Annotated in this window: 16 protein-coding genes; 6 read left to right on the top strand and 10 right to left on the bottom strand. The window is 58.0% G+C overall.

The genetic code is table 11. From position 1 onward, the window contains the following. Window positions 1-226 precede the first annotated feature (226 nt). The 3 genes from mgtE to WMO17_RS01635 all read left to right on the top strand — a co-directional run bounded on the left by mgtE (window position 227) and on the right by WMO17_RS01635 (window position 4,305). Window positions 227-1,804, top strand: coding sequence for a magnesium transporter (gene mgtE / locus WMO17_RS01645; RefSeq protein WP_349137340.1), 1,578 nt, complete (start codon window positions 227-229; stop codon window positions 1,802-1,804). 879 nt (window positions 1,805-2,683) lie between these two features. After that, the gene (locus tag WMO17_RS01640) at window positions 2,684-3,328 is read left to right on the top strand and encodes a rhomboid family intramembrane serine protease (protein WP_349137339.1); all 645 of its coding nucleotides are present in this window, start codon (window positions 2,684-2,686) and stop codon (window positions 3,326-3,328) included. 11 nt (window positions 3,329-3,339) lie between these two features. Continuing rightward, complete coding sequence (locus WMO17_RS01635) at window positions 3,340-4,305, top strand: DNA polymerase III delta subunit-related protein (protein WP_044953337.1); 966 nt, start codon at window positions 3,340-3,342, stop codon at window positions 4,303-4,305. A 35-nt stretch (window positions 4,306-4,340) separates the two neighbouring features. Here the strand turns inward: WMO17_RS01635 and WMO17_RS01630 are convergent, their stop codons facing one another. After that, window positions 4,341-4,922, bottom strand: coding sequence for a twin-arginine translocation signal domain-containing protein (locus WMO17_RS01630; protein WP_349137338.1), 582 nt, complete (start codon window positions 4,920-4,922; stop codon window positions 4,341-4,343). A 419-nt stretch (window positions 4,923-5,341) separates the two neighbouring features. Further along, the gene (locus tag WMO17_RS01625; RefSeq protein WP_349137337.1) at window positions 5,342-5,860 is read right to left on the bottom strand and encodes a gamma carbonic anhydrase family protein; all 519 of its coding nucleotides are present in this window, start codon (window positions 5,858-5,860) and stop codon (window positions 5,342-5,344) included. A gap of 153 nt (window positions 5,861-6,013) precedes the next feature. Between WMO17_RS01625 and WMO17_RS01620 the strand changes: the two genes are divergently transcribed. Then, window positions 6,014-7,297 (top strand): D-alanyl-D-alanine carboxypeptidase family protein, encoded by a 1,284-nt coding sequence (locus tag WMO17_RS01620; protein WP_349137336.1) that lies wholly within the window; start codon window positions 6,014-6,016, stop codon window positions 7,295-7,297. A gap of 102 nt (window positions 7,298-7,399) precedes the next feature. Here WMO17_RS01620 and WMO17_RS01615 read toward each other — a convergent pair whose 3' ends face one another. The 8 genes from WMO17_RS01615 to WMO17_RS01580 form a co-directional block, all read right to left on the bottom strand. Then, entirely contained in the window at window positions 7,400-7,753 is a 354-nt protein-coding gene (locus WMO17_RS01615) for a PqqD family protein (RefSeq protein ID WP_154255970.1), read from the bottom strand. Continuing rightward, window positions 7,753-9,642 carry an OPT family oligopeptide transporter gene (locus WMO17_RS01610; RefSeq protein WP_097774115.1) on the bottom strand — a complete coding sequence of 630 codons (1,890 nt, stop codon included), beginning with the start codon at window positions 9,640-9,642 and terminating at the stop codon, window positions 7,753-7,755. The genes WMO17_RS01615 and WMO17_RS01610 overlap by 1 nt, the downstream gene beginning before the upstream one ends. A 453-nt stretch (window positions 9,643-10,095) precedes the next feature. After that, window positions 10,096-10,863 carry a biotin--[acetyl-CoA-carboxylase] ligase gene (locus tag WMO17_RS01605; RefSeq protein WP_097774116.1) on the bottom strand — a complete coding sequence of 256 codons (768 nt, stop codon included), beginning with the start codon at window positions 10,861-10,863 and terminating at the stop codon, window positions 10,096-10,098. Beyond that, window positions 10,860-11,351: a YfcE family phosphodiesterase gene (locus WMO17_RS01600; protein ID WP_097774117.1), complete on the bottom strand. Its 492-nt coding sequence runs from the start codon at window positions 11,349-11,351 to the stop codon at window positions 10,860-10,862. Before WMO17_RS01600 ends, WMO17_RS01605 begins: the two co-directional genes overlap by 4 nt. Before the next feature lie 40 nt (window positions 11,352-11,391). Then, window positions 11,392-12,249 (bottom strand): 16S rRNA (cytidine(1402)-2'-O)-methyltransferase, encoded by an 858-nt coding sequence (rsmI, locus tag WMO17_RS01595; protein WP_349137335.1) that lies wholly within the window; start codon window positions 12,247-12,249, stop codon window positions 11,392-11,394. A 3-nt stretch (window positions 12,250-12,252) separates the two neighbouring features. Continuing rightward, window positions 12,253-12,927 (bottom strand): tRNA1(Val) (adenine(37)-N6)-methyltransferase, encoded by a 675-nt coding sequence (locus WMO17_RS01590; RefSeq protein ID WP_223388446.1) that lies wholly within the window; start codon window positions 12,925-12,927, stop codon window positions 12,253-12,255. Window positions 12,928-13,068: 141 nt separating this feature from the next. Then, window positions 13,069-13,236, bottom strand: a complete 168-nt coding sequence (fdxA, locus tag WMO17_RS01585) for a 4Fe-4S ferredoxin (RefSeq protein ID WP_005937576.1) — start codon at window positions 13,234-13,236, stop codon at window positions 13,069-13,071. 286 nt (window positions 13,237-13,522) lie between these two features. Further along, window positions 13,523-14,476, bottom strand: a complete 954-nt coding sequence (locus WMO17_RS01580) for a PSP1 domain-containing protein (protein ID WP_349137334.1) — start codon at window positions 14,474-14,476, stop codon at window positions 13,523-13,525. Between the two features lie 413 nt (window positions 14,477-14,889). Here WMO17_RS01580 and WMO17_RS01575 point away from each other — a divergent pair, with 413 nt between their 5' ends. Both WMO17_RS01575 and WMO17_RS01570 read left to right on the top strand, forming a co-directional pair. Next, the gene (locus WMO17_RS01575) at window positions 14,890-18,834 is read left to right on the top strand and encodes an efflux RND transporter permease subunit (RefSeq protein ID WP_349137333.1); all 3,945 of its coding nucleotides are present in this window, start codon (window positions 14,890-14,892) and stop codon (window positions 18,832-18,834) included. A 608-nt stretch (window positions 18,835-19,442) separates the two neighbouring features. Further along, the gene (locus tag WMO17_RS01570; protein WP_005938695.1) at window positions 19,443-20,516 is read left to right on the top strand and encodes an aldose epimerase family protein; all 1,074 of its coding nucleotides are present in this window, start codon (window positions 19,443-19,445) and stop codon (window positions 20,514-20,516) included. The last annotated feature ends 383 nt before the right edge of the window (window positions 20,517-20,899 follow it).

Genomic DNA, 20,899 nt, shown 5'->3' with positions numbered 1-20,899 from the left:
TTTCCCCAACCGTTCGCCTCCTTCGCTGAGTCCTGCGGAAAAGCACCGCTTCAACGGTGTCGCTTTCCGCAAAACAGAGCAGAGGAAGGCGCGGCTTTGTGTGCGCAGAATGCGGCGTTTGCGGCATTCCGGCAGGCAAGGCGGCGCGTTTTTTGTTTCCCGATCTGCTGCGTCCTCCGGATACAGGAGCTGCTCCTGTTCCGTAAAAACTGAGGAGGTACGCCCAATGGATATGGAAGAAAAAAAGCTGACGGCTGATGCTGCGGAACAGGCGCTGCCGGTGCAGGAGCTGCCTGCTGATATCCCCGCCGAGGTCCGCCAGAAGCTGGCTGAAGATCTGAACGAGGAAGCTACTGAAGACCTCAAGCAGGACATGCGCGAGGCCGAAAAAGAGGAAGCCAACGACGAAGAGGTCAAGGCCAACCCTGAGATGCTCACCAAGAGCCGCCTGCTCAAGCTGCTCATCAAGAAGCAGTACGTCAAGCTGCGCGAAGTCACCGAGGAAGAGCAGCCTGCCGACCTTGCCGAGCTGCTGGAAGAGCTGGACGAAAACAACCGCCTTGTGGTGTTCCGCTTGCTCAAAAAGGAAGTGGCCACCGAGGCCTTTGCCTATATGTCCGACGAGGCCCGCGACGATCTGGTGAACGCCTTCTCAGATGTGGAGCTTGTGGGCGCTATTGAAGAGATGAGTCTGGACGATGCCGCCGACCTGCTGGAGGATATGCCTGCAGGCGTGGTGAAGCGGGTGTTGGAGAAATCCTCCAAGCAGACCCGTGAGAGCCTGAACAAGCTGCTGAACTACCCCGAAAGCTCTGCCGGCAGCCTGATGACCCCCGAATATGTCCGTCTGCGCGAGGATATGACCGTGGCGCAGGCTTTTGAAGCCATCCGCAAGCAGGGCGAAAACGCAGAGACCGTGTACACCTGCTACGTGGTGGAGCGCAACCGCCTGAAGGGCGTTGTTTCTGCCCGCAGCCTGCTGCTGTCAGAGCCGCATACTCCCATCAACGAGATCATGGATGATAACGTGGTCACTGTGAAAGTGACCGACGATCAGGAGTACGTGGCCCGTGAGATGCAGCGCTACGACTTTACCGCCATGCCTGTTCTGGACAACGAGGGCATGTTCGTGGGTATCATCACCATCGACGATGCAATCGACGTTCTGACCGACGAGAGCACCGAGGATATGCAGAAGATGGCTGCTATTCTGCCGGACGACGATGCCACCACCTACTTCGGCACCAGCGTCTGGACCCACGCAAAGCAGCGCATTCCATGGCTGTTGATCCTGATGCTGTCCGCCACCTTTACCGGCATGGTCACCACCCACTATGAAGAGGCCTTTGTCAGCCTGCCGCTGCTGGTCTCCTTCATGCCCATGCTGATGGATACCGCCGGCAACTGCGGCAACCAGATCAGCACCCTGATGGTGCGCGGTCTGGCTCTGGGCGAGGTAGAGCCCGCCGACTTTATGCGGGTGCTGGGCAAGGAGCTGCGGGTGTCTGCCATCGTGGGCGCGGTGCTGGGCATCGTGAACGGCCTGCGCATCTACCTGATGTACACCTTCCTGTTCCCCGGCCAGTACGCCAACGTGATGGGCTATGCCATCGTGGTCAGCGTTTCGCTGTTCTTCAGCGTCATTCTGGCAAAGCTGGTGGGCGGTATGCTGCCGCTGGCCGCCAAGAAGCTGGGTGCCGACCCGGCCATCATGGCTACCCCCTTCATCACCACCATCGTGGATGCCTGCAGCCTGATCCTGTATTTCCAGATCGCACAGCTGGTATTCCACAATATGATGTAAAGAATAAAGCAATGCCGGACAGTCTTGAAGTGACTGCCCGGCATTTTTATAGGACGAACCCTCTCAGTCATCGCTGCGCGATGCCAACTCCCTCAGTCAAAACCTGACGGTTTTGCCAGCTCCCTCAAAGAGGGAGCCTCTGGCGTGCCGCAAGCTTTGCACTTTAGCCGGAAACTTTTCCGTACTGCCAAAGGCCCCATCCCAGAGGACGACTTCCCCCGGCCGGGGGAAGATGTCGCGCAGCGACAAAAAGGGGAATCTGTCGAGCGCAGCGAGACTGGGGGAGTTTGCTCCCGGCGCGCCCGCGAGCAGCAGCTTTTTCCGGTGTGGAAAACTGCATGTTTCCCCGCCTTTTCCACACGGAAAAACGGCAGCGGCCCGGTGTTGAAAACTTGTGACCGGTTCATTCCAGATTGGAGAAAAATAAATCACCGCTCAGGAACGGTTTGTAGAATGCAAAGAAAATCCTTCGACTTTCTTTTTTATAAAAGGCAGAATGCCCGCATTTTTGCCCAAAACTTACCAGAAAGCTGCGGCCTGAATTACGGTGTGTATAGGGCTGATGCCCTTTTGTTGTGGAAAACCCGGTGGAAAAAGTGGAAAACCTCATGGAAAACTTGCCCTTTTCTTCACAAAAACGGTGGAAAACCCGGTGGAAAAAGTGAAAAGTTCATTCCAGACAGGAAACTCCATACACTTTCCGGTTGTGCTTTTATGCCGCAAGATCCGCTTGACAGCTGTATTTTTGGGCGGAAGATGCGGCAGTTTTCCACACTGGGGCATTGCCTTGAATGCCCCGGCCAATCATGGTACAATAACAGCAGAAAAATGCGGCAAAACTCACCGATATCGGAATACAATGCGTTGGAGGCACCCTATATGAACAATTGGCTCAACCAGCTGGAGCGCAAATACGGCCGCTTCGGCATCCCGAATCTGACCAACATTCTGGTGGGCGGGCAGATCCTTGTGCTGGCCATCGAGCTGTTTGTCAACCAGACCGTCAGTGTCTGGCTGGCACTCAGCCGCTATTTTCTGCTGCGCGGCCAGATCTGGCGCATCATCACCTTTGCGTTCATCCCCTCTTACGGCGGCAGCATCCTCAGCGCGGTGCTGGGCATCTATTTCACATGGTTCATCGGCACAGCGCTGGAACAGGAGTGGGGCGATTTCCGCTATACGGTGTATCTGCTCTCCGGGATGCTGGGCACTGTGCTGGCCTGCCTGTTCACCGGCGTGACCGGCAGCACCTACTGCCTGTCCCTTTCGCTGCTGCTGGCCTTTGCCATGCTGTACCCGGAGGTACAGGTGCTGCTGTTCTTTGTCATCCCCATCCGGGTGAAATACTTTGGCTTTTTTGCGGCAGCACTGTGGGTGCTCAGCTTTCTGGGTGCGCCGCTGCCGCAAAAGCTGAGCCTGCTGCTCAGCATGGCGAACGTCTGGCTGTTCTTTGGCCCAATGGCCTATCGTTCCGTCCGCGCGTGGGTACGCCGTGAGCAGTGGAAGCGGAGAAACAGAAGGTAAGGAGAAACACCATGATGCTGGACCGCATGGAGGGCAATGCAGAACTGAAAAGCAGCGTGCAGCTGATGCTGGCAGCCCGCCGCCTGACCCACAGCGTGCTGCTGGTGGGAGAAGAGGGCCTTGGAGCCGGTTTTGCGGCCCGCTGCATTGCGGCAGATTATCTTTACCCTGCAGGCGGAGCGCCCGCTGAGGCCCTTCTGCGGGGCGAATGCTGCCGTGCTGTGGGTAAGCCCGGCGACCGCGACAGCGGCCATGTGGAGACCGGCATCGTGCGTGAAGCGATCAGCGTTGCCGGTATGGGCGCAGGCGGAAAATATCTGGTCAGTCAGGTCAAGGCTATGCGCAGCGAGATCTTCAACACCAGCCTTTCGGCCGAGGGCCGTGCCGTGCTGCTCTACCATGTGGAAAAGATGAACGAGGAATCTGCCAATGCCCTGCTGAAGGTGATGGAAGAGCCGCCGGAGGGGGTGCTGTTCCTGCTTACGGCGGATTCGCTGGCAGGCGTGCTGCCCACCATCCGCAGCCGCTGCGTCAGCTTTGCAGTGGCTCCTGTCTCGCCGGAGCAGTGCGCTCGCTACTGCGCCGCACAGGGGGTGGACAAAAAGACGGCCGCGCTGTACAGCGAACTGTTCGACGGGCACATTGGCACGGTGCTTGCCGCCGCACAGGACGAAGCCCGCACCGCGCAGGTGGAAAAGGCCCTGCAGCTGGCAAAGGCCGCTGCCGACCGTGACAGCTATGCCGCAGCCTGCCTGCTGGCCGCCTACGAAAAGGACAAGGCCGGTGCCGCCGCCCTGCTGACGGACTTCCGCGCGGTGGCCGCTGCGGGCCTGCGGCAAAGCCCCCACGCACCGGTGCAGGGCATTGCCGCCCAGCGTGCCCTGCGTCTGGCCGAAGCCGCCATCCAGCGCCTTGGCGCGCAGGTGAACCCTAAAATCGTGCTCAGCGTGTTTGCGGCAAAGTTCAGAGCGCTGTAATAAAAATGGCCCGACAGATTTGTCGGGCCATTTTTTCAGATCGTTGCAAAGGTAGGGGTGGAATCATCCGGGCTGGAATATTTGAACCGGTATTTGTTTTTATATGTGACGGTAAAACCGCCGATATGGTAGGTGGGGATCTCAAGATAGTTGCCAAGCCGGATCCAGATCGGAATCGTAGTAGAAGAACTTACGGGAATCGGTCTCTGTGTGACGGGAACATATTTCTCCGTACTGCTGTTCAGAGTAAAGTTGCCGATACTGGTGCAGGAAGGCTTGTTGGTCTTGAACGGCTCATTATCAAAGGCAAATGTAAAGTCAGAGGTGCGCAGAACGACCTGACTGTTGACAGCCTGGAACGAGACAGCAGCATAGAGATAATAACCGCGGCTTTCGCTGGATTCGTGCTGGGAATTGGAGGTGCAGCCGGAGAAGGAACTCATTCCGATCGAAAAATTATCTGCCTGATAGTGGTCGCTGACAGAGGGAAGTGTCGGAGGGTTCAGCAAGGCATCATAGCCATCGCCGCAGCCTGCCAGCATACCGCTTGCGGCAACGGCCAGTGCAGCTGCACCGGTGGTCTTTAAAAAAGTACGGCGGGTGATCAGTTCAGACATAAAAATCTCTCCTTTGATTGCAGGAAATCATAAAATACAAAAGCTGATGCAAACAGAAACTCCCTCCGGCGCTTGCGGTACACCGGAGGGAGTTTCTGTTTGGGGTATTGCTTTGGTGTGAGGAGGAATCATGTGCGGAAAGACGGTTGCGGCCCCGCCTCCCCGCAAGGTATAGTATACCCGATTTTAAGTGAAAAGTCATTACATTTCTGTGAAAAAACATCCCGCAATGAACTTTTTACAAAATTCCCCCAATGATAAAAACCAAACAGCGCGGTGTACAAAAATTCTGGTATTCCAGAATGACATAAACTGCCAATTTCACTATAGCAGACAAGACCGCAGGTGTCAATTAAAATGTCGACTTTTTGGCGGAAAGACGAAAAAATGTGGCAAAAAACTGTAAAATCGGCACAGGGTCAGCCCTTGGCAAGCTCGGCGGCGTGAAGCTTGCCATGCTCCACATAGTGGGCGGCGTTGTGCAGGTTGGCCTCGACCTGGGCCGCGCTTACCTGCTTGATGACCCTTGCGGGCACGCCCACGGCTACCGAGCCGTCCGGGATGACCATGCCCTCCGGCACCAGCGCACCCGCGCCGATGATGCAGTTTTTGCCCACGACACAGTGGTTGAGCAGGGTGGCGTGCATTCCGATGAGGCTGCCGTCCCCTACCGTGCACCCGTGCACAAGGGCACTGTGGCCCACGGTGACGCTTTTGCCCAGCATTACAGCACCGCCCACATCACAGTGCAGCACGGCGTTATCCTGCACGTTGGAGTTTTCGCCAATGGTCAAAGTGCCGTCGTCGCCGCGCAGCACGGCCCCGTACCACACCGTGGAACCGGCTTTCAGGATCACATCTCCCTGCACGGTGGCGTTGGGCGCTACAAAAGCGGCCCCCTCGTCGCGGGGAACTTTTCCACAAAAGGACAGAAACATTGTTAAAAACCGCCTTTCTCTCTTTCTCTTTTGGCTGGTTTATGGTATTCTTTAAAGTAGTATAGCAAGCCAGAGCCTTTCCGGCAAGTAGGAGCTGTTTCAAAACAAAAATTTTTGCCGTGCGTCGGCAAGCAGATACAAGGGGGCACGCTCATGTTCAAAAACACCATCTTCCGCCGCATGACGGCGCTGGTGCTCACGCTGGCACTGGCCGCTGCTGCTGCACTGCCGGGCCTTGCGGTATATCCCATGCCCATCCAGACCGCCAGCGAGACCGAGGCGGTGTACCTGTTCAACGCCGACACCGGCAAGACCATCCTGAACCAGAATGCTGACCAGCAGCAGTATGTTGCCAGCCTGACCAAGCTCATGACGGCCCTGCTGCTGCTGGAAAGCGGCAAGGATCTGAACGGTGAAGTGACCGTGCCCACCGCGCTGACCCAGGAATTCCGGGATATCCAGAACGCCAACGGCACCACTATGGGCCTGCGCATCGGCGAGACGGTGCGCCGCATCGACCTGCTGAACGCCATGCTCATCGTCAGCGCCAACGACGCCGCCAGCGTCATTGCCTACGATGTGGGCGGCAGCGTGCTGGATTTCGTCAAGCAGATGAACGCCCGTGCCCAGGAGCTGGGCTGCACCGGCACGAACTTTACCTGTGCCCACGGCCTGTTTGACTACGGCAACGTGTCCACCGCGCAGGATCTGGCAAAGATCGCCGCCGCCTGTGCGGCAAACCAGACCTTTGCACAGGTGGCGGGCACCGCCAGCTATGTCCTGCCGGCCACGAACCTCCGCAAGGCTGAGCACACCATCAGCAGCTCCAACAGCCTGATGAACAGCGAGAGCGCCAACTACCGGGAGTATGTCCGGTGGGTCAAGGGCGGCTTTACCACGCTGGCAGGCCGCTGCATCGTGGCCTTTGCGGAAAAGGACGGCCACACCTACGGGCTGGTGATCCTTGGCTGCGATACGCCGGACCATCTCTTTGCCGAGTGCGATGATCTATTCGACTGGGCCTTTGCCAGCTTTGCCGACCGTCCGCTGGTGGATACCCAGACCGAAATCACCACCGTGGCGCTGACCAAGTGCCGCACCGAACCGACGGTGGCGCTGTATGCCGCTGCGCCGGTCAGCGGCTACGGCCACGCGGATGATATCGTCACCTACTCCTTCGACCTGCCGGAGAGCATTGCGGCTACCGTCAAGAGCGGCAGTGTGGTGGGTACAGCCACCGTGTATCTGGACGGCGATGAGGTGGGCACGGTGGACCTTGTGACCCACCGGGAGTATGTCTCCGATTTCCGCACCGACATGAAGGCCACGGTGCTTCTGCTGTGTGCACTGCTGTTCATCCTCGCTGCATTAACGGCGGTCACTCTTGCCGCGGGCGGCAACTCGCTGAACCTTAAAAGGAGAAAGCGCAGAAGATAAAATGCCATGGCCGCAGATGCGGTAGATTGGAGCGGCAAAAAAGAATAAGAAAAGCGGCGCTCAGTGCCTTGCAACAGGCTCTGAGCGCCGCTTCTTTTGTGCTTATTGGTTGAGGAACTTGATAAAGTGGTAAGATTCCACGATCTGGAAGTACTTGATGATGCGCGGGTACAGCGGTTCGGCCTTTTCGCCAAACTGCTGCTTCATGCATTCAGCAAGGTCTGCAACGGTCTTCTGGCCGTCGATCAGCGGCCAGAGATAGCTGCCGGTCTCGTCCAGATGCACCTGTGTGGTGCGCGGTTTATGAAACACTTTTTGCGCGATCGTGTTGAACACACCGGTGTTCTCCACCTCAAGGGTGATAAGGCCGGTGGCTTCGTCTGTGTGCCAGCGCAGGGTTTCCGCCCGCTGCGGAATGAGGTCCAGATAGTTGATGGACTGCTTTTTCTTACTCATCAGTTCTTCTTTTTCTTCATGGAGAAGGCCAGCAGGCATGCGATCATCACGATCATCAGGACCACGCCGCCAATGTTGCCCAGATCAATGCTCAGGGCAGTGCTGATGCCGAACACGGCAAACACAGCCAGCAGGATGCCCACAAGGCCCTCGCCTGCGATCATACCGGCACAGAACAGGGTGCCGCGGGTGGTCTGCTCTTCCTTGAGCTTCGCGTCAACATTCTTGCGGCTGTCCATGAACCAGCGCACAACACCGCCGATCATGATGGAGGTGTTCAGGTAGATGGGCAGATACAGGCCGATGGCGAACGGCATCACGGGGATGCGCAGGACCTCCAGAGCAATGGCAAGGAACACACCGGTGAACACCAGGTTCCAGGGCAGGTTGCCGCCCATGATGCCCTCGACGATCATCTTCATCAGGGTAGCCTGCGGTGCGGGGACCTCGGCACCGCCGTAGCCCCATGCGCTGTCCAGCAGGTACAGCACACCACCGATGGCCAGACCGGCGGCAATAACGCCGATCAGCTCACCGATCTGCTGCTTGACCGGGGTCGCACCCAGCAGGTAGCCGGTCTTCAGGTCCTGAGAGGTATCCGCAGCAATGGCAGCGCAGATGCAGATGACAGAGGCGATGGCCATGGAGCCGATCATGCCCTCGATGCCAACGTTGCCGGTGGCCTTCAGGATCATGGTAGCGATCAGCAGGGTGGCAATGGTCATGCCGGAGACCGGGTTGTTGGAACTGCCGATCATGCCGACCATACGTGCAGAGACGGTGGAGAAGAAGAAGCCGAAGATGACGATCAGCAGAGCACCCAGCGGGCTGACGGGGATGGCCGGAGCCAGCCAGATGATGAGGATGATGAGCAGGATGCCGCCCAGAATAAAGGGCATGGGCAGGTCCTTCTCGGTACGGGAGGTGCCGGAAGCACTGCCGCCCTTCATGCTCTTCATGGCATCACGGAAGGTGGATGCGATCAGAGGCAGGCTCTTGATCAGCGAGATGATACCGCCAGTAGCAATGGCACCTGCGCCGATATACTTGACGTAGTTGGACCAGATAGCGTCTGCACCGCCTGCTGCATACAGATCAGCAATGGTGGTGCCGGCTGCTGCCGGGTACAGGGAGATGTTTGCGCCGAACAGGCAGATCAGCGGGATAATGACCATCCAGCCCACCAGAGAACCGGTGAACATGTAGGAAGCGGTCTTGGGGCCGACGATGTAGCCCACGCCCAGCAGAGCGGGGTACACTTCCATGCCCAGAGCACCCTTGAAGGAGCTGAAGGCCACGGCAATGTCGGCGGGGATCATCTTCAGGCCATCGACGATGAACTTGAAGATGGCTGCCAGACCCATGCCGGAGAACACGGTGGAGGCGTTTGCACCGCCCTCTTCACCGGCCAGCAGAACGTCTGCACAGGCGGTGCCTTCCGGGTACAGCAGGGTGGCGTGCTCCTTGACGATCAGGGCGTTGCGCAGGGGCACCATGAACAGAACGCCCAGAATGCCGCCGCACAGGGCGATCAGGGTGATCTCCAGGATGCTGGGCTTGTCGCACAGGCCCTCTTTTGCCCACAGGAACAGTGCGGGCATGGTGAAGATGGCACCGGCGGCCAGGCTCTCGCCTGCGGAACCGATGGTCTGCACCATGTTGCTCTCCAGAATGGAGTTCTTCTTGAGCAGGACGCGGATCACGCCCATAGAAATGACTGCTGCCGGGATGGAGGCAGAAACAGTCATGCCGACGCGCAGGCCCAGATAAGCGTTTGCAGCGCCGAAGACCACGGACAGGATGATGCCCATGATCACAGAGGTCGCCGTCATTTCTGCGGTGATCTTTTCCGCAGGAATATACGGCTTGAAGGATTCTTGATCTTTCATGCTTGCACTCCTTGCGACAGCACAAGCGCCTTGCTTTTGGGGGCAGGGCGCTTGTGCTGTCCGTTTTCCGATTTCCTAAACACGCGCATCCCATCCAAAAGGACGCGCTGGCACGTACTCTATTATACTAAAGTATGACTGAATTGGCAACTGGAAATGTACACAAGAAATTTACAAAAAATTCGTTTATTCAAGCATTTTGCGGGAAATTGGGGCAAAAGTGTGCGAAAAAATTCCATATGATCCAAAAACTGTACGCATATGGAGAACAGCTTTGCGGGAAAAGAATGCCTTTTAACAGCGTGCGCGCCTGTCCAGAGGAAGGATGGAAAAGCTTTCCTTTTCCCTGCTTTCGGCGGGCCTTGGACAAAGCTGAAAAAAGTCCCGGGTCTTTCCTCGACTGGACCAGCCGAGGAAAATTCCCGGGACGCTCATATATTATAAAGAGCGCTTTTACACGGCCCCATAGATGCCGTGCACCGATACTTCGCCGGTAAAAACGTGCACTTCGCCGCTGTCGGTGCGCACCACCAGACGGCCCTCTTCGTCCACATCAACGGCTTCGCCTGCACCCTGCCCGCCGTCCGGCAGGTCGAAGGTGACCCGGCGGCCCAGATTGACGCAGGCGGCCTTGTATTCCTCCCGGAAGGGTGCAAAGCCATCGCGGGCAAACACATACATGTTGCGGTCAAAGCCAAAGTCGGTCAGGCCCTCGGCCAGCCATGCGGGGTCGGTGGAAAGATCCACCTTTGCGCCCTGCAGTGCCAGCGAGGTGCCGTTGGGCAGACCGGCGGCATCAAAGTAGCTCTGCGGCTGGGCCAGATTGATGCCGATGCCGCACAAAATGCCCCGGCCCTGCTGCTGGTAGCCGTAGCTCACGCCCTCGCACAGGATGCCCACGATCTTTTTGCCGTTGAGCAGAAGGTCGTTGGGCCACTTGATCTGGCAGTCCACGCCGTAGCGCAGCTTGAGCTGGGTGCGCACGGCAAGGCTTGCCAGCAGCGGCAGGGTGGCAGGCTGGGCCAGCGGTTCCCGGATGGCTGCTGTATAATACAGGGCCTTGCCCTCGGCGTTCACCCAGCTGCGGCCAAGGCGGCCCCGGCCTGCGGTCTGGTTCTCGGTATACACCGCACCCACCGGGCCGAACTCTTCAAAATGTTCCTTCACGTAAGCGTTGGTGCTGCCGCATTCCGGCAGATAGCGCACCTCATTGATGCTCATTGTTTGGGTACCTCTTTATGTTCATAGGCGGTCACTTTGCCTTCGTCCAGCGTCAGGATGCCGTAGGTGTCCGGCCCGGTGTAGCACCGGCCGCAGGAGCCGGGGTTGAACAAAAACACCTTGCTGCGGGTCTCTGCATGGGGGATGTGAGTGTGACCGAACAGCGCCACCTCGGCACCCCGGGCAGATGCGGCATCTGCCAGCGTATCCAGATCGTATTTCACACCGTACATATGACCGTGAGTGTAAAAGATCACCACGCCGTCAAAGGCGGCAAGGCCGTCGGTGGGTTCCAGTGCGCCGTAATCGCAGTTGCCCGCCACCGAGTAGGCCCGCAGCTTGGGGCACAGCGTCAGAGCCAGTTCCAGATCCCGCAGGCCGTCGCCCAGAAAGATCAGGGCATCGATGCTTTTGCTCTCTTTCATCAGCACACGCTCAATGGCGGCACGTCCGCCGTGGCTGTCGCTCAAAACCAGAAGCTTTGTCACAAAAGGGGTCCTCCTCTATTACCGTTTACCTGAGATGCTGTCATTCACCAGCCTGCTGGCCCTGTTGCAATACCAGCAGCTGCTTGTACACTTCGCTTTTAGAATAAGGTGTGCCCTGTGCCGCCGCCTTGGCTGCGGCGGTGGGGCCAAAGCCCTGCCCGGTCAGCTCCAGCGCCCGATGCGCTGCCTGCTCCAGCGTCAGCTCCTGCTCCGGGTCGGCGGTCTCCGGCGCACCGGCCATCACCAGCACATACTCGCCGCGCGGCTCGTTGGTCTTGTAGTGCTCCACCGCCTCGCCGAGGGTAGTCTTCCAGATATCCTCGTGCAGCTTGGTCAGCTCCCGGCACAGGGTGATGCTGCGGTCTACGCCAAAGGCATTGGCCAGATCGTCCAGCGTGGTGCGCAGCTTGTGGGGCGCTTCGTAAAAGATGGTGGTGCGCTTTTCCTGCAAAAGCTCAGCCAGCCGCTCTTTTTTCTGCTTGCGGTTCACGGGCAGAAAGCCCTCGAACACCCAGCGGGAGGTGTCCTGCCCGGACACGGCCAGCGCTGTGACGCAGGCGGAAGCCGCCGGCACTGGCACTACCTTGATGCCCCGGGCCAGTGCGTCCCGCACGATCACCTCGCCCGGGTCGGAGACGCAGGGCATGCCCGCATCACTGCACAGGGCACAGCTCTCGCCTGCTTCAATGCGGCGCAGGATGCCCTCACCCTTCTGCAGGGCGTGCTCATAGTAGCTGACCATGGGCTTTTTCAGGCCCAGAAAATTCAGCAGCTTCATGGTCACACGGGTGTCCTCGGCGGCAATAAAGTCTGCCGCGCCAAAGGTGGCCGCTACGCGCGGCGGCATATCGTCCAGATTGCCGATGGGCGTTGCCACGATATAAAGAGTTCCTGCCATAGTTTACCTCCCATATAACGCCGCACCGGCGCTGATCAACACATCCGGCTCCACCCGCAGGCCGGTCTTGCGGTTCTTCTGCGCTTCCACAAGGAAGAGCCATGGCGCGCCGTCCGCCTTGTTCTTTACAAAGGCCAGCCGCTTCGGCTCCAGCCGGTTGGCCCGCAGCACCGCCAGCACCTCCGCCAGCCGTTCCGGCCGGTGGCACAGCGCAAAGCGCCCGCCGTCCTTCAAAAGGCGGAACGCACACTGGCACACATCGTCCAGTGTGCAGGTGTTCTCGTGCCGGGCAAGGGCGTGGGCTGCGTTTTGGCTTTGGGGCCCATCCGTGAAATAGGGCGGATTGCACGCACACACGTCAAAACTGCCCTCGCCCTGCCGGAAAGCGCGCAGGTCGGCACAGACAGGCTCAATGTGCCCGATGTCCTGCTCCTGAACCGCAGCGGAAAGCAGAGCGCTGCCCTCGGGCTGCAGCTCCAGCCCCATGCAGGGGCCGCGGTGGCCGCGGTCGTGCCATTCCAGCGCCACGATGCCGCAGCCGGAGCACAGGTCTGCGGCCTTCTGGGCGCGCTTTGGCTCACAGAAACGGGCCAGCAGCAGCGCGTCGGAGCCAAAACGATGCTCCGGCGAGCAATAAACCATAGTTCTATTATACAAGACTTCGGTAGAATGTTCCATAGATAAGTGTGCCGTACCCTCTCAAAAAAATGCGTGGAATTGCTCGGGGAATTTGTGCGAATTACTGCAAAACAAAAAAGCAGCAGACCTGCTTTGGACAGGCCTGCTGCTTTTGATGCGTTTTTTGTGCAGCTGCTAAAATTATTCAGCAGTGATAGCACCGGTGGGGCAAGCACCCTCGCAAGCGCCGCAGTCGATGCAAGCGTCTGCATTCACAGAAGCAACACCATCAACGGTGATAGCGCCAACCGGGCAAGCGCCCTCGCAAGCGCCGCAGCCAACACATGCGTCAGAAACCTTGTGTGCCATAATAAACTCTCCTTTTTATCTCCGTGCCCGAAGTATTGTATGAAGAGTCATGTATGGCACGGCTGTGCATGTCTCTCCGGAAATCATATCCTTGCCTGCATTTTAACAAAGCAGGTGAGAAAAGGCAAGACTAACCGTGACCCGAAAAACACAAAAGTCTGTTTTTTGTTGGGTTGCACAAAAGCACAGGCTAACTTATGGCCAAATTTGCAGGAGTTTTTTGGCAAAAATCACGAAGAACGGTTAGTTTTAGCAGACTAACCCCTCAGAACCTCCGGCGCGTCCCTCACTCCTTTTCGGCAGCGCGCTTCCGGGCGCAGCCGCCGCCCGCGCAGCGCTTTTCGCCATCGTCGGAGGAAGCCACCACCGGGGCCGGGTTGCGCACGCCGGAGTAATCGTCGTCCGGGTCCGGGCGGCGGGGCGCACGCTTGCCGCCGCTGATATATTCGCACACGCCCACCTTATAGTAACGGGGCGAAAGACTCTCGGCGCCGCAGCGCACCCGCAGGTAGCCGGAGACCGGGTTCACCTCCAGCACGGTGCCAAGACCGTCCGGCGTGCGCACGGTGCTGCCCACCATGGGCATGATGCTGTTCAGGTACTCGTAGGCGCTTTCCTCGTAGGCAAGGCAGCACATCAGCCGGCCGCAGGCACCGCTGATCTTGGTGGGGTTCAGCGAAAGGCCCTGCTCCTTGGCCATCTTGATGGAGACGGGCTGGAAGTCCTTTAAAAAGCGGCTGCAGCAGAAGGGCTGGCCGCAGATGCCAAGGCCGCCGATCATCTTGCTCTCATCCCGCACGCCGATCTGGCGCAGCTCGATGCGGGTGTGGAAGATACCGGCCAGATCCTTGACCAGCTCGCGGAAGTCCACGCGGCCATCGGCGGTAAAGTAGAACATGATCTTGGAGCGGTCTAGGGTATACTCGGCCTCCACAAGCTTCATTTCCAGGCCATGGCGGGAAATGCACTCCTGACAGGTGCGGTAGGCGCGCTTTTCGTCCTCACGGTTCTGGCGCATCCGGCGGATATCCACGCTGTCGGCCATGCGGGTAATGGGCTTGAGGGCCTTGGGCACTGCCGCATCGGCGATCTCCCTCACGCCCTGCACCACCTCGCCGCACTCAACGCCGCGGGCGGTCTCCACGATCACATATTCGCCGGTTTTGATGTCGGCCCCGGCGGGATCAAAATAATAGCTTTTGCCGTTCTCTTTGAAACGGACGGAGATGACTTTTTTCATAGTGTTCCTCGTTTTTATTGGTCGAATCTATAGGATAAGGCCCGAAAAAGAGCCTGCTGATCCATTCTGTACTCTAGTATAACATATTCAAATGCACATTTCCACGCAAAAAACAAAAAGCGGCTCTGGCGCTTTGGCAGAAAAATTTTAAAAAGGTGCAACAATCTGCCCTGCTGCTGCGTATCCATAAAGGAAGACTGACCGAATTTGGTCGCACCCGCAGCCGGAAAATGGAAAAACGGAACGGCAAATGTTAAAATCTTGCGAAAGTATCCAAAGAATCGCAAAAGAATCCCACCCCGCTCTTGCAAGGCGGGGGCTTGCGTGTATAATAAAAATGTTGAAGTGTAGCCTTTCCCGCAGGGAAAGCAGCTGTCCTGCTTTGCGGCAAGGCAGAGAAACGGTAGGAGAAAATGGAAAAATTCAGTGTCAAAAAGCCGTTTACGGTGCTGGTTGCAGTGGTCATGATCCTGATCCTGGGCTTTGTGGCGGTCACAAAGATGGATACGAACCTGCTGCCCAACGTGAACACACCGTATCTGATGGTGGTCACCGTGTATCCCGGTGCAAGCCCGGAGCGCGTGGAGAGCGAGGTCTCGGATGTGCTGCAGAACTCGCTCACAGTGCCGGGCGTGTCCAAGATCACCGCAACATCGGCAGAAAACTACAGCCTGCTGCTGATGGAGTTTACCGAGGATACGGATATGAACAGCGCGCTGGTCAAGGTGTCCAACAAGCTGGATCAGGCCAAAAGCGACCTGCCCAGCACCTGCCTAACCCCCTCTATCATTGAGTACAGCCTGAACATGAACGCTTTCATGACGGTGGCTGTCAGCCGCGAAGGTGCCGACCAGTACGAGCTTTCTGAGTTTATCCAGAACACCCTTGTGCCGGAAGTGCAGCGCAAGGGCGGTGTGTCCAGCGTTTCGTCCAGCGGTCTGGTGGAAAAGCTGGTGCAGGTGCAGCTCAATCAGGATAAGATCGACGAGATCAACGCAAAGCTGCTGGAACTGATCGATACCCAGCTGGCTGCAGCCCGCTCCCAGCTGGAAAGCGCCGAGGCACAGATCACCGCCGGACGCAAGGAATACGAAAAGCAGCTGAAAAACTTTGGCAATACGGTGTCCAACTCGGTCATGAGCCAGATGAGCACCGAGGTGGGCGCCGCAGTGGAAACGGTGCGCGCGCAGGCGCAGGCTCTTCTGGAGAGCGTGAACGACCTGATCGCTGTGGTCAAGGAGCCTGAGATCCAGCAGGCCCTGATCGAGGTGCGCGACGGTCTGCAGAAGGTCATGGACAAGTTCAACGAGACCGGTATGCGGGATATCGACTCTCTGATCGATATTGTGGCTGAGCTGCGCACCATTACCGATAAGCTCACTACCGCCCTGCAGAAGCTGCAGGAGCGCGTGAATACCGAGACCGGCTCCGAGGGCAGCACGGCGGAAGATCTTGCCAATGAGATGCAGCTGCAGGAAAGCCTGAATGTGATCTACAACGCGCTGGAAAGCACCATCAAGGCCATGGACAATGTGCCCCAGCTGATGAGCGAGTTCTCCGGTGCGCTGGGCAGCTTCTCCCAGCAGCAGCTCAACGCCTATATGCAGTTCACCGAAGCGCGTGAAATGCTGAACGAGTACGAAAAGCAGCTGGAGGCTGCCAAGGCAGAGTACGAGACGGCCAAGACCAACACTCTGGCACAGGCCGATGTGACAAAGCAGCTGGACATTGAAACGCTGGCGCAGCTCATCTATGCCCAGAACTTCTCCATGCCGGCCGGTTACGTGCAGGATAAGGACGGCGAGTCCTGGCTGCTGAAAGTCGGCGAAGAGTACAACAGTGTGAAGGATATCAGCGGTGCCCTGCTGCTGCATGTGGAGGGCTACGGCGACGTGCGCCTTTCTGATGTGGCGGATGTGGAGGTCATTGATAACTCCGCCGACAGCTACACCCGCCTGAACGGCGAAAAGGCATCCATCCTCAAAATCTATAAGAATGCCACTTCCAGTGCAGGCGAGGTCTCCGACAACTGCCTGACCGCATTTAAAGAGCTGGAAAAACAATACGACGGCCTGCACATGGTGGTGCTGTCCAATCAGGGCAACTACATCACCATTGTCATCAACAGCATCCTCACCAGCATGGTGGTGGGCGCTGCACTGGCCATCATCGTGCTGGCCATCTTCCTGAAGGATATCAAGCCCACCCTCGTGGTCGGCATCAGCATCCCGCTGTCCGTTCTGTTCGCGGTGGTGCTCATGTACTTTACCGGGCTGGACCTGAACGTGATGACCCTGGCCGGCCTTTCCCTCGGCATTGGTATGCTGGTGGATAACTCGGTGGTCGTCATTGAGAACGTCTACCGTCTGCGCAGCCGCGGCGTGCCTGCGGCCCGCGCTGCCGTGCAGGGCACAAAACAGGTGGGCATGTCGGTGGTGGCCTCCACCCTTACCTCGGTGTGCGTGTTCCTGCCGGTGGTGTTCTCGGCCAGCATTGTGCGCAGCCTGATGATGCCCATGTCCCTGTGCATCGGTTACTGCCTGATGGCCTCCCTCATCGTGGCGCTCACGGTGGTCCCGGCGGCATCCTCTACTGTGCTGAAAAAAGCTGAACCCAAGCGCCTTACCTGGTTTGAAAAGGTGCAGGAAAAGTATGCCCATAGTCTGGAATGGTGCCTGCAGCACCGTGCCCTGCCCCTGATCGCGGCGGTGGTGCTGCTGGTGTTCAGCGGCTGGCAGGTGCTGAACATGGGCGTGGAGCTGCTGCCCAGTATCACCAGCAACGAGGCGCAGATCACCCTGTCCACCGCCGACGGCCTGACCAAGGAGGAATCCTATGCCATTGCGGGCCAGGTGGCAGAGGCGGCCCTGAATGTAGAAAACGTGGAAGAGGTGGGCATCACCACCGACACCAGCATGGCCGGTCTGGATATCAGCCAGCTGGGCTTGCCCACCGCCATTACCGATATCCTGAACTCCGCCAATGCCTACGGCAGATACAAGATCAATGTTATGATGAGCAAGAGCCTTTCCTCCCGTGAGGTGGAAAAGACCCGGCAGGCCATGGAGGATGCAGTGTCCCAGATCGAGAATTGCACCGCTGAGGTCAAGCTGTACGGCATGACCGATGATCTGACCAGCCAGCTGGCCACCGGCCTGTCGGTCAAGGTCTACGGCAAGGATCCGGAAACGCTGACCACCGTTTCCGAGAAGGTAATGGAGATCGTCAACGATACCGAGGGCTTTGCCAATGCGGACAACGGCCTTGGCAGCGGCGATGCCACCATTATCCTGAAGGTGGACCGCGACAAGGTGCGCGCCTACGGCCTGACCGTTGCGCAGGTGTACCAGCAGATCGCGGCAAAGCTCACCACCACCGCCACCGCCCAGACCCCCGTCACGGTGAACGGCACCACCATGGATGTCCAGATCACGGACAATCTGGACCCCGTCACCAAGGAAAACATGATGGAGCTTACCTTTGAGACCACCGAAATGTCGGCAGATGGCACAGTGACCAATGGTACCTGCACCCTGAACGATATCGCCAGCTGGACCACCGGCACCGCACCGGATGCCATTACCAGCGAGAACCAGACCGAGTTTGTCACCGTTACGGCAGATACGCTGAAGGGCTACAACACCATGGTGCAGTCCCGCGTGCTGCAGAAGAAGCTGGATGAGTACGCGGCCAGCGGTGAGATGCCGGAGGGCTGCAGCACCACGCTGGGCGGCGAGACCGAGGGCACCGACTACATGGTGAACGAAATGGTGCAGTGGATGGCTCTGGCCCTGCCCTTTGTATATCTGGTCATGGTGGCACAGTTCCAGAGCCTGCTGTCCCCCTTCATCGTGCTGTTCACGGTGCCGCTGGCCTTTACCGGCGGCCTGCTGGGCCTGCTGATCACCGGCCAGCAGCTCACCATGATCTCCCTGATGGGCTTCATCGTGCTGATGGGCACTGTTGTCAACAACGGCATCGTGTTCGTGGACTATGCAAACCAGCTGCGCATTGGCGGCATGGAGCGCCGCGCTGCGCTGGTGGCTACCGGCAAGACCCGTATGCGCCCCATCCTCATGACCACCCTGACCACCGTGCTGGCCATGCTGCAGCTGGTGTTCAGCGGCGATATGGCAAGCCAGCTGATGAGCGGCATGGCCATCGTCATCATCTGCGGCCTGAGCTACGCCACCTTGATGACCCTGTATATCGTTCCGGTGCTGTACGATATCCTGTTCAAGAAGCCGCCGCTCAACGTGGATGTTGGCAGCGACGATGATCTGGACGACATCCCGGACGATGCAGCCGAGTTCATTGCGGCGCAGAAGTCTGCGGGCACGGCACAGCCGGAAGCCTGACGACAGCATGACGATTTAGAATGCGCGCCGCTTTGCTTTGCGTATCATCAGCGGAAGAATTATTTATAATAGAGCAATGCCGGGCGGTCTGCGGACCGCCCGGCATTGCGTTTTCACGGGAAAGGCCGTAACGGCAAACGGCATGTGCTGCTGTCGGCGTACCGCCGTCGCGCAGCGACTCAAAATCGGCGCAACACAAAAAATCCTCTAGCGGAGCGACTTGGATTTTTTGTATGGAGCCTTTCTGCTTTGGGGTTACTAGGGGCGAGCAGCCCCTAGTTCGTGCCTCCCGCGCCTCGAAAGTAGCGGGTGCTTTTCTGGTTCTCTTTTGGCACGCAAAAGAGAACGTACCCGGCGGTAATGCTTTTTACAAAAGGCATGAAACTTGATCCACGCGAAAACGCTCTGCGCGGGAAGCTCCTCTTTCCGGTTACATGCCCCGCCAACTGAATAATTTCAACAAAAAATAGCTGGAAAAATTGGATGCAAATTCTAAAATCCGTTCCCCACAAAGATATAAAACTGTGATATAATCATAAATAAGATAGAATACAGTGGAAGTCTGCCTGACTGTATGTCCGAGTAAAATCTGAGGAGGCGAATGCCCAATGGCACAGATCCGCTCCAAGCCCTTCGGTGTGACCAAACAGGGCGCAAATGTTACAGAGTACATCCTTTCCAACCCCGGCGGCCTGACGGTGAGCGTTCTGGACTACGGATGCATCATTAAAAACATCATCGTTCCGGCCAAGAACGGCCCGGTGGATGTCGTGCTGGGCCACGACACCATGGCAGATTATGAGGATGACTTCACGTCCTCCGGCAGCACCTGCTGCGGCGCGTTCGTGGGCCGCTATGCAAACCGCATCGAGAATGCCACCTTCAGCGTGGGCGGCAAGACCTACCAGCTGGAAGCCAACAACGGCCCCAACCATCTGCACGGCTGCTTTTCGCGCAAACTGTACCGGGTGAAGGCCTTTGGCGACACCCTGCTGATGGAGGCCGAGAGCCCGGACGGCGAGGACGGCTTCCCCGGCAACCTGAAGCTGGCGGTGCGCTATACCCTCACCGAGGACAATACCTTCCGCATGGATTACCGGGTGTCCTCCGATGCGGATACCATCGTGAACCTCACGAACCACAGCTACTTCAACCTGAACGGTGAGGGCGATATTCTGGGCCAGAAGCTGCGCATCTATGCCTCCAACTATCTGGAAGGCAACAATCAGACCTGCCCCACCGGTGCCATTCTGCCGGTGGCAAACACCCCCATGGATTTTACCGAGGGAAAGCTCATTGGCCGGGATATCGACACCGGCTTTGCCCAGACCACCATGGTGGGCGGTGGCTACGACCACTGCTTTGTGATCGACCGCGCCCGCGGCTCCAGCCAGAGCATCTGCGCATGGGTCACCAGTGAAAAGACCGGCATCAGCATGAAGCTGTACACCACCCAGCCGGGCATCCAGTTGTACACCGGCAACTTTTTGCAGGACTGCCCCACCCCCGGCAAGGGCGGCGTGCCCATGCAGAAGTACGGCGGCTTTGCGCTGGAGACCCAGCACTACCCCTGCAGCCCTTCCCACCCGGAGTTCCCCACCACAGTGCTGCGGGCAGGCAAAGTGTTCCGCGCCACCACCACCCTGCGCTTTTTCACCGGCAAGCAGTGCGGAAAATTGTAAAAAATGATGTACCACAAAAAACGTCTGCTCCGGCAGGCGTTTTTGCGTGGCAGGAGGAGAACTCCCCCAGTCGCCTACGGCGACAACCCTCTCAGTCTGCTCCCGATGGTCGCAGCCAGCTCCCCCGAAGGGGGAGCTTTTTGGAATCTTCCGGTCAGCGCGAATAAAGCTCCCCCTGAGAGGAAAGACTTCCCCCGGCCGGGGGAAGATGTCGCGCAGCGACAAAAGGGGGGAGCTGGCACGGCGTAAGCCGTGACTGAGAAGGTTCTCCCGTCCCCATTTCTATGTTTTGCACAAACCGTGCCTTTTATCCATGACAAAATGCCAAAAAACGTTTTTAAATCAAAACCTCGAAAACAAAGATGCAACAAAAATTCATCTAA

Source organism: Faecalibacterium faecis (assembly GCF_040096475.1).
In the GTDB taxonomy this organism is placed as follows: domain Bacteria; phylum Bacillota; class Clostridia; order Oscillospirales; family Ruminococcaceae; genus Faecalibacterium; species Faecalibacterium taiwanense.
The sequence above is the reverse complement of the archived record's forward strand: the minus strand, read 5'-3'. Positions and strand labels throughout refer to the sequence as shown.

Excerpts from the sequence above, each read along its gene's own strand:
- mgtE (WP_349137340.1), top strand. The coding sequence starts at position 227 with ATGGATATGGAAGAAAAAAAGCTGACGGCTGATGCTGCGGAACAGGCG.
- WMO17_RS01640 (WP_349137339.1), top strand. The coding sequence starts at position 2,684 with ATGAACAATTGGCTCAACCAGCTGGAGCGCAAATACGGCCGCTTCGGC.
- WMO17_RS01635 (WP_044953337.1), top strand. The coding sequence starts at position 3,340 with ATGATGCTGGACCGCATGGAGGGCAATGCAGAACTGAAAAGCAGCGTG.
- WMO17_RS01630 (WP_349137338.1), bottom strand. The coding sequence starts at position 4,922 with ATGTCTGAACTGATCACCCGCCGTACTTTTTTAAAGACCACCGGTGCA.
- WMO17_RS01625 (WP_349137337.1), bottom strand. The coding sequence starts at position 5,860 with ATGTTTCTGTCCTTTTGTGGAAAAGTTCCCCGCGACGAGGGGGCCGCT.
- WMO17_RS01620 (WP_349137336.1), top strand. The coding sequence starts at position 6,014 with ATGTTCAAAAACACCATCTTCCGCCGCATGACGGCGCTGGTGCTCACG.
- WMO17_RS01615 (WP_154255970.1), bottom strand. The coding sequence starts at position 7,753 with ATGAGTAAGAAAAAGCAGTCCATCAACTATCTGGACCTCATTCCGCAG.
- WMO17_RS01610 (WP_097774115.1), bottom strand. The coding sequence starts at position 9,642 with ATGAAAGATCAAGAATCCTTCAAGCCGTATATTCCTGCGGAAAAGATC.
- WMO17_RS01605 (WP_097774116.1), bottom strand. The coding sequence starts at position 10,863 with ATGAGCATCAATGAGGTGCGCTATCTGCCGGAATGCGGCAGCACCAAC.
- rsmI (WP_349137335.1), bottom strand. The coding sequence starts at position 12,249 with ATGGCAGGAACTCTTTATATCGTGGCAACGCCCATCGGCAATCTGGAC.
- WMO17_RS01590 (WP_223388446.1), bottom strand. The coding sequence starts at position 12,927 with ATGGAACATTCTACCGAAGTCTTGTATAATAGAACTATGGTTTATTGC.
- fdxA (WP_005937576.1), bottom strand. The coding sequence starts at position 13,236 with ATGGCACACAAGGTTTCTGACGCATGTGTTGGCTGCGGCGCTTGCGAG.
- WMO17_RS01580 (WP_349137334.1), bottom strand. The coding sequence starts at position 14,476 with ATGAAAAAAGTCATCTCCGTCCGTTTCAAAGAGAACGGCAAAAGCTAT.
- WMO17_RS01575 (WP_349137333.1), top strand. The coding sequence starts at position 14,890 with ATGGAAAAATTCAGTGTCAAAAAGCCGTTTACGGTGCTGGTTGCAGTG.
- WMO17_RS01570 (WP_005938695.1), top strand. The coding sequence starts at position 19,443 with ATGGCACAGATCCGCTCCAAGCCCTTCGGTGTGACCAAACAGGGCGCA.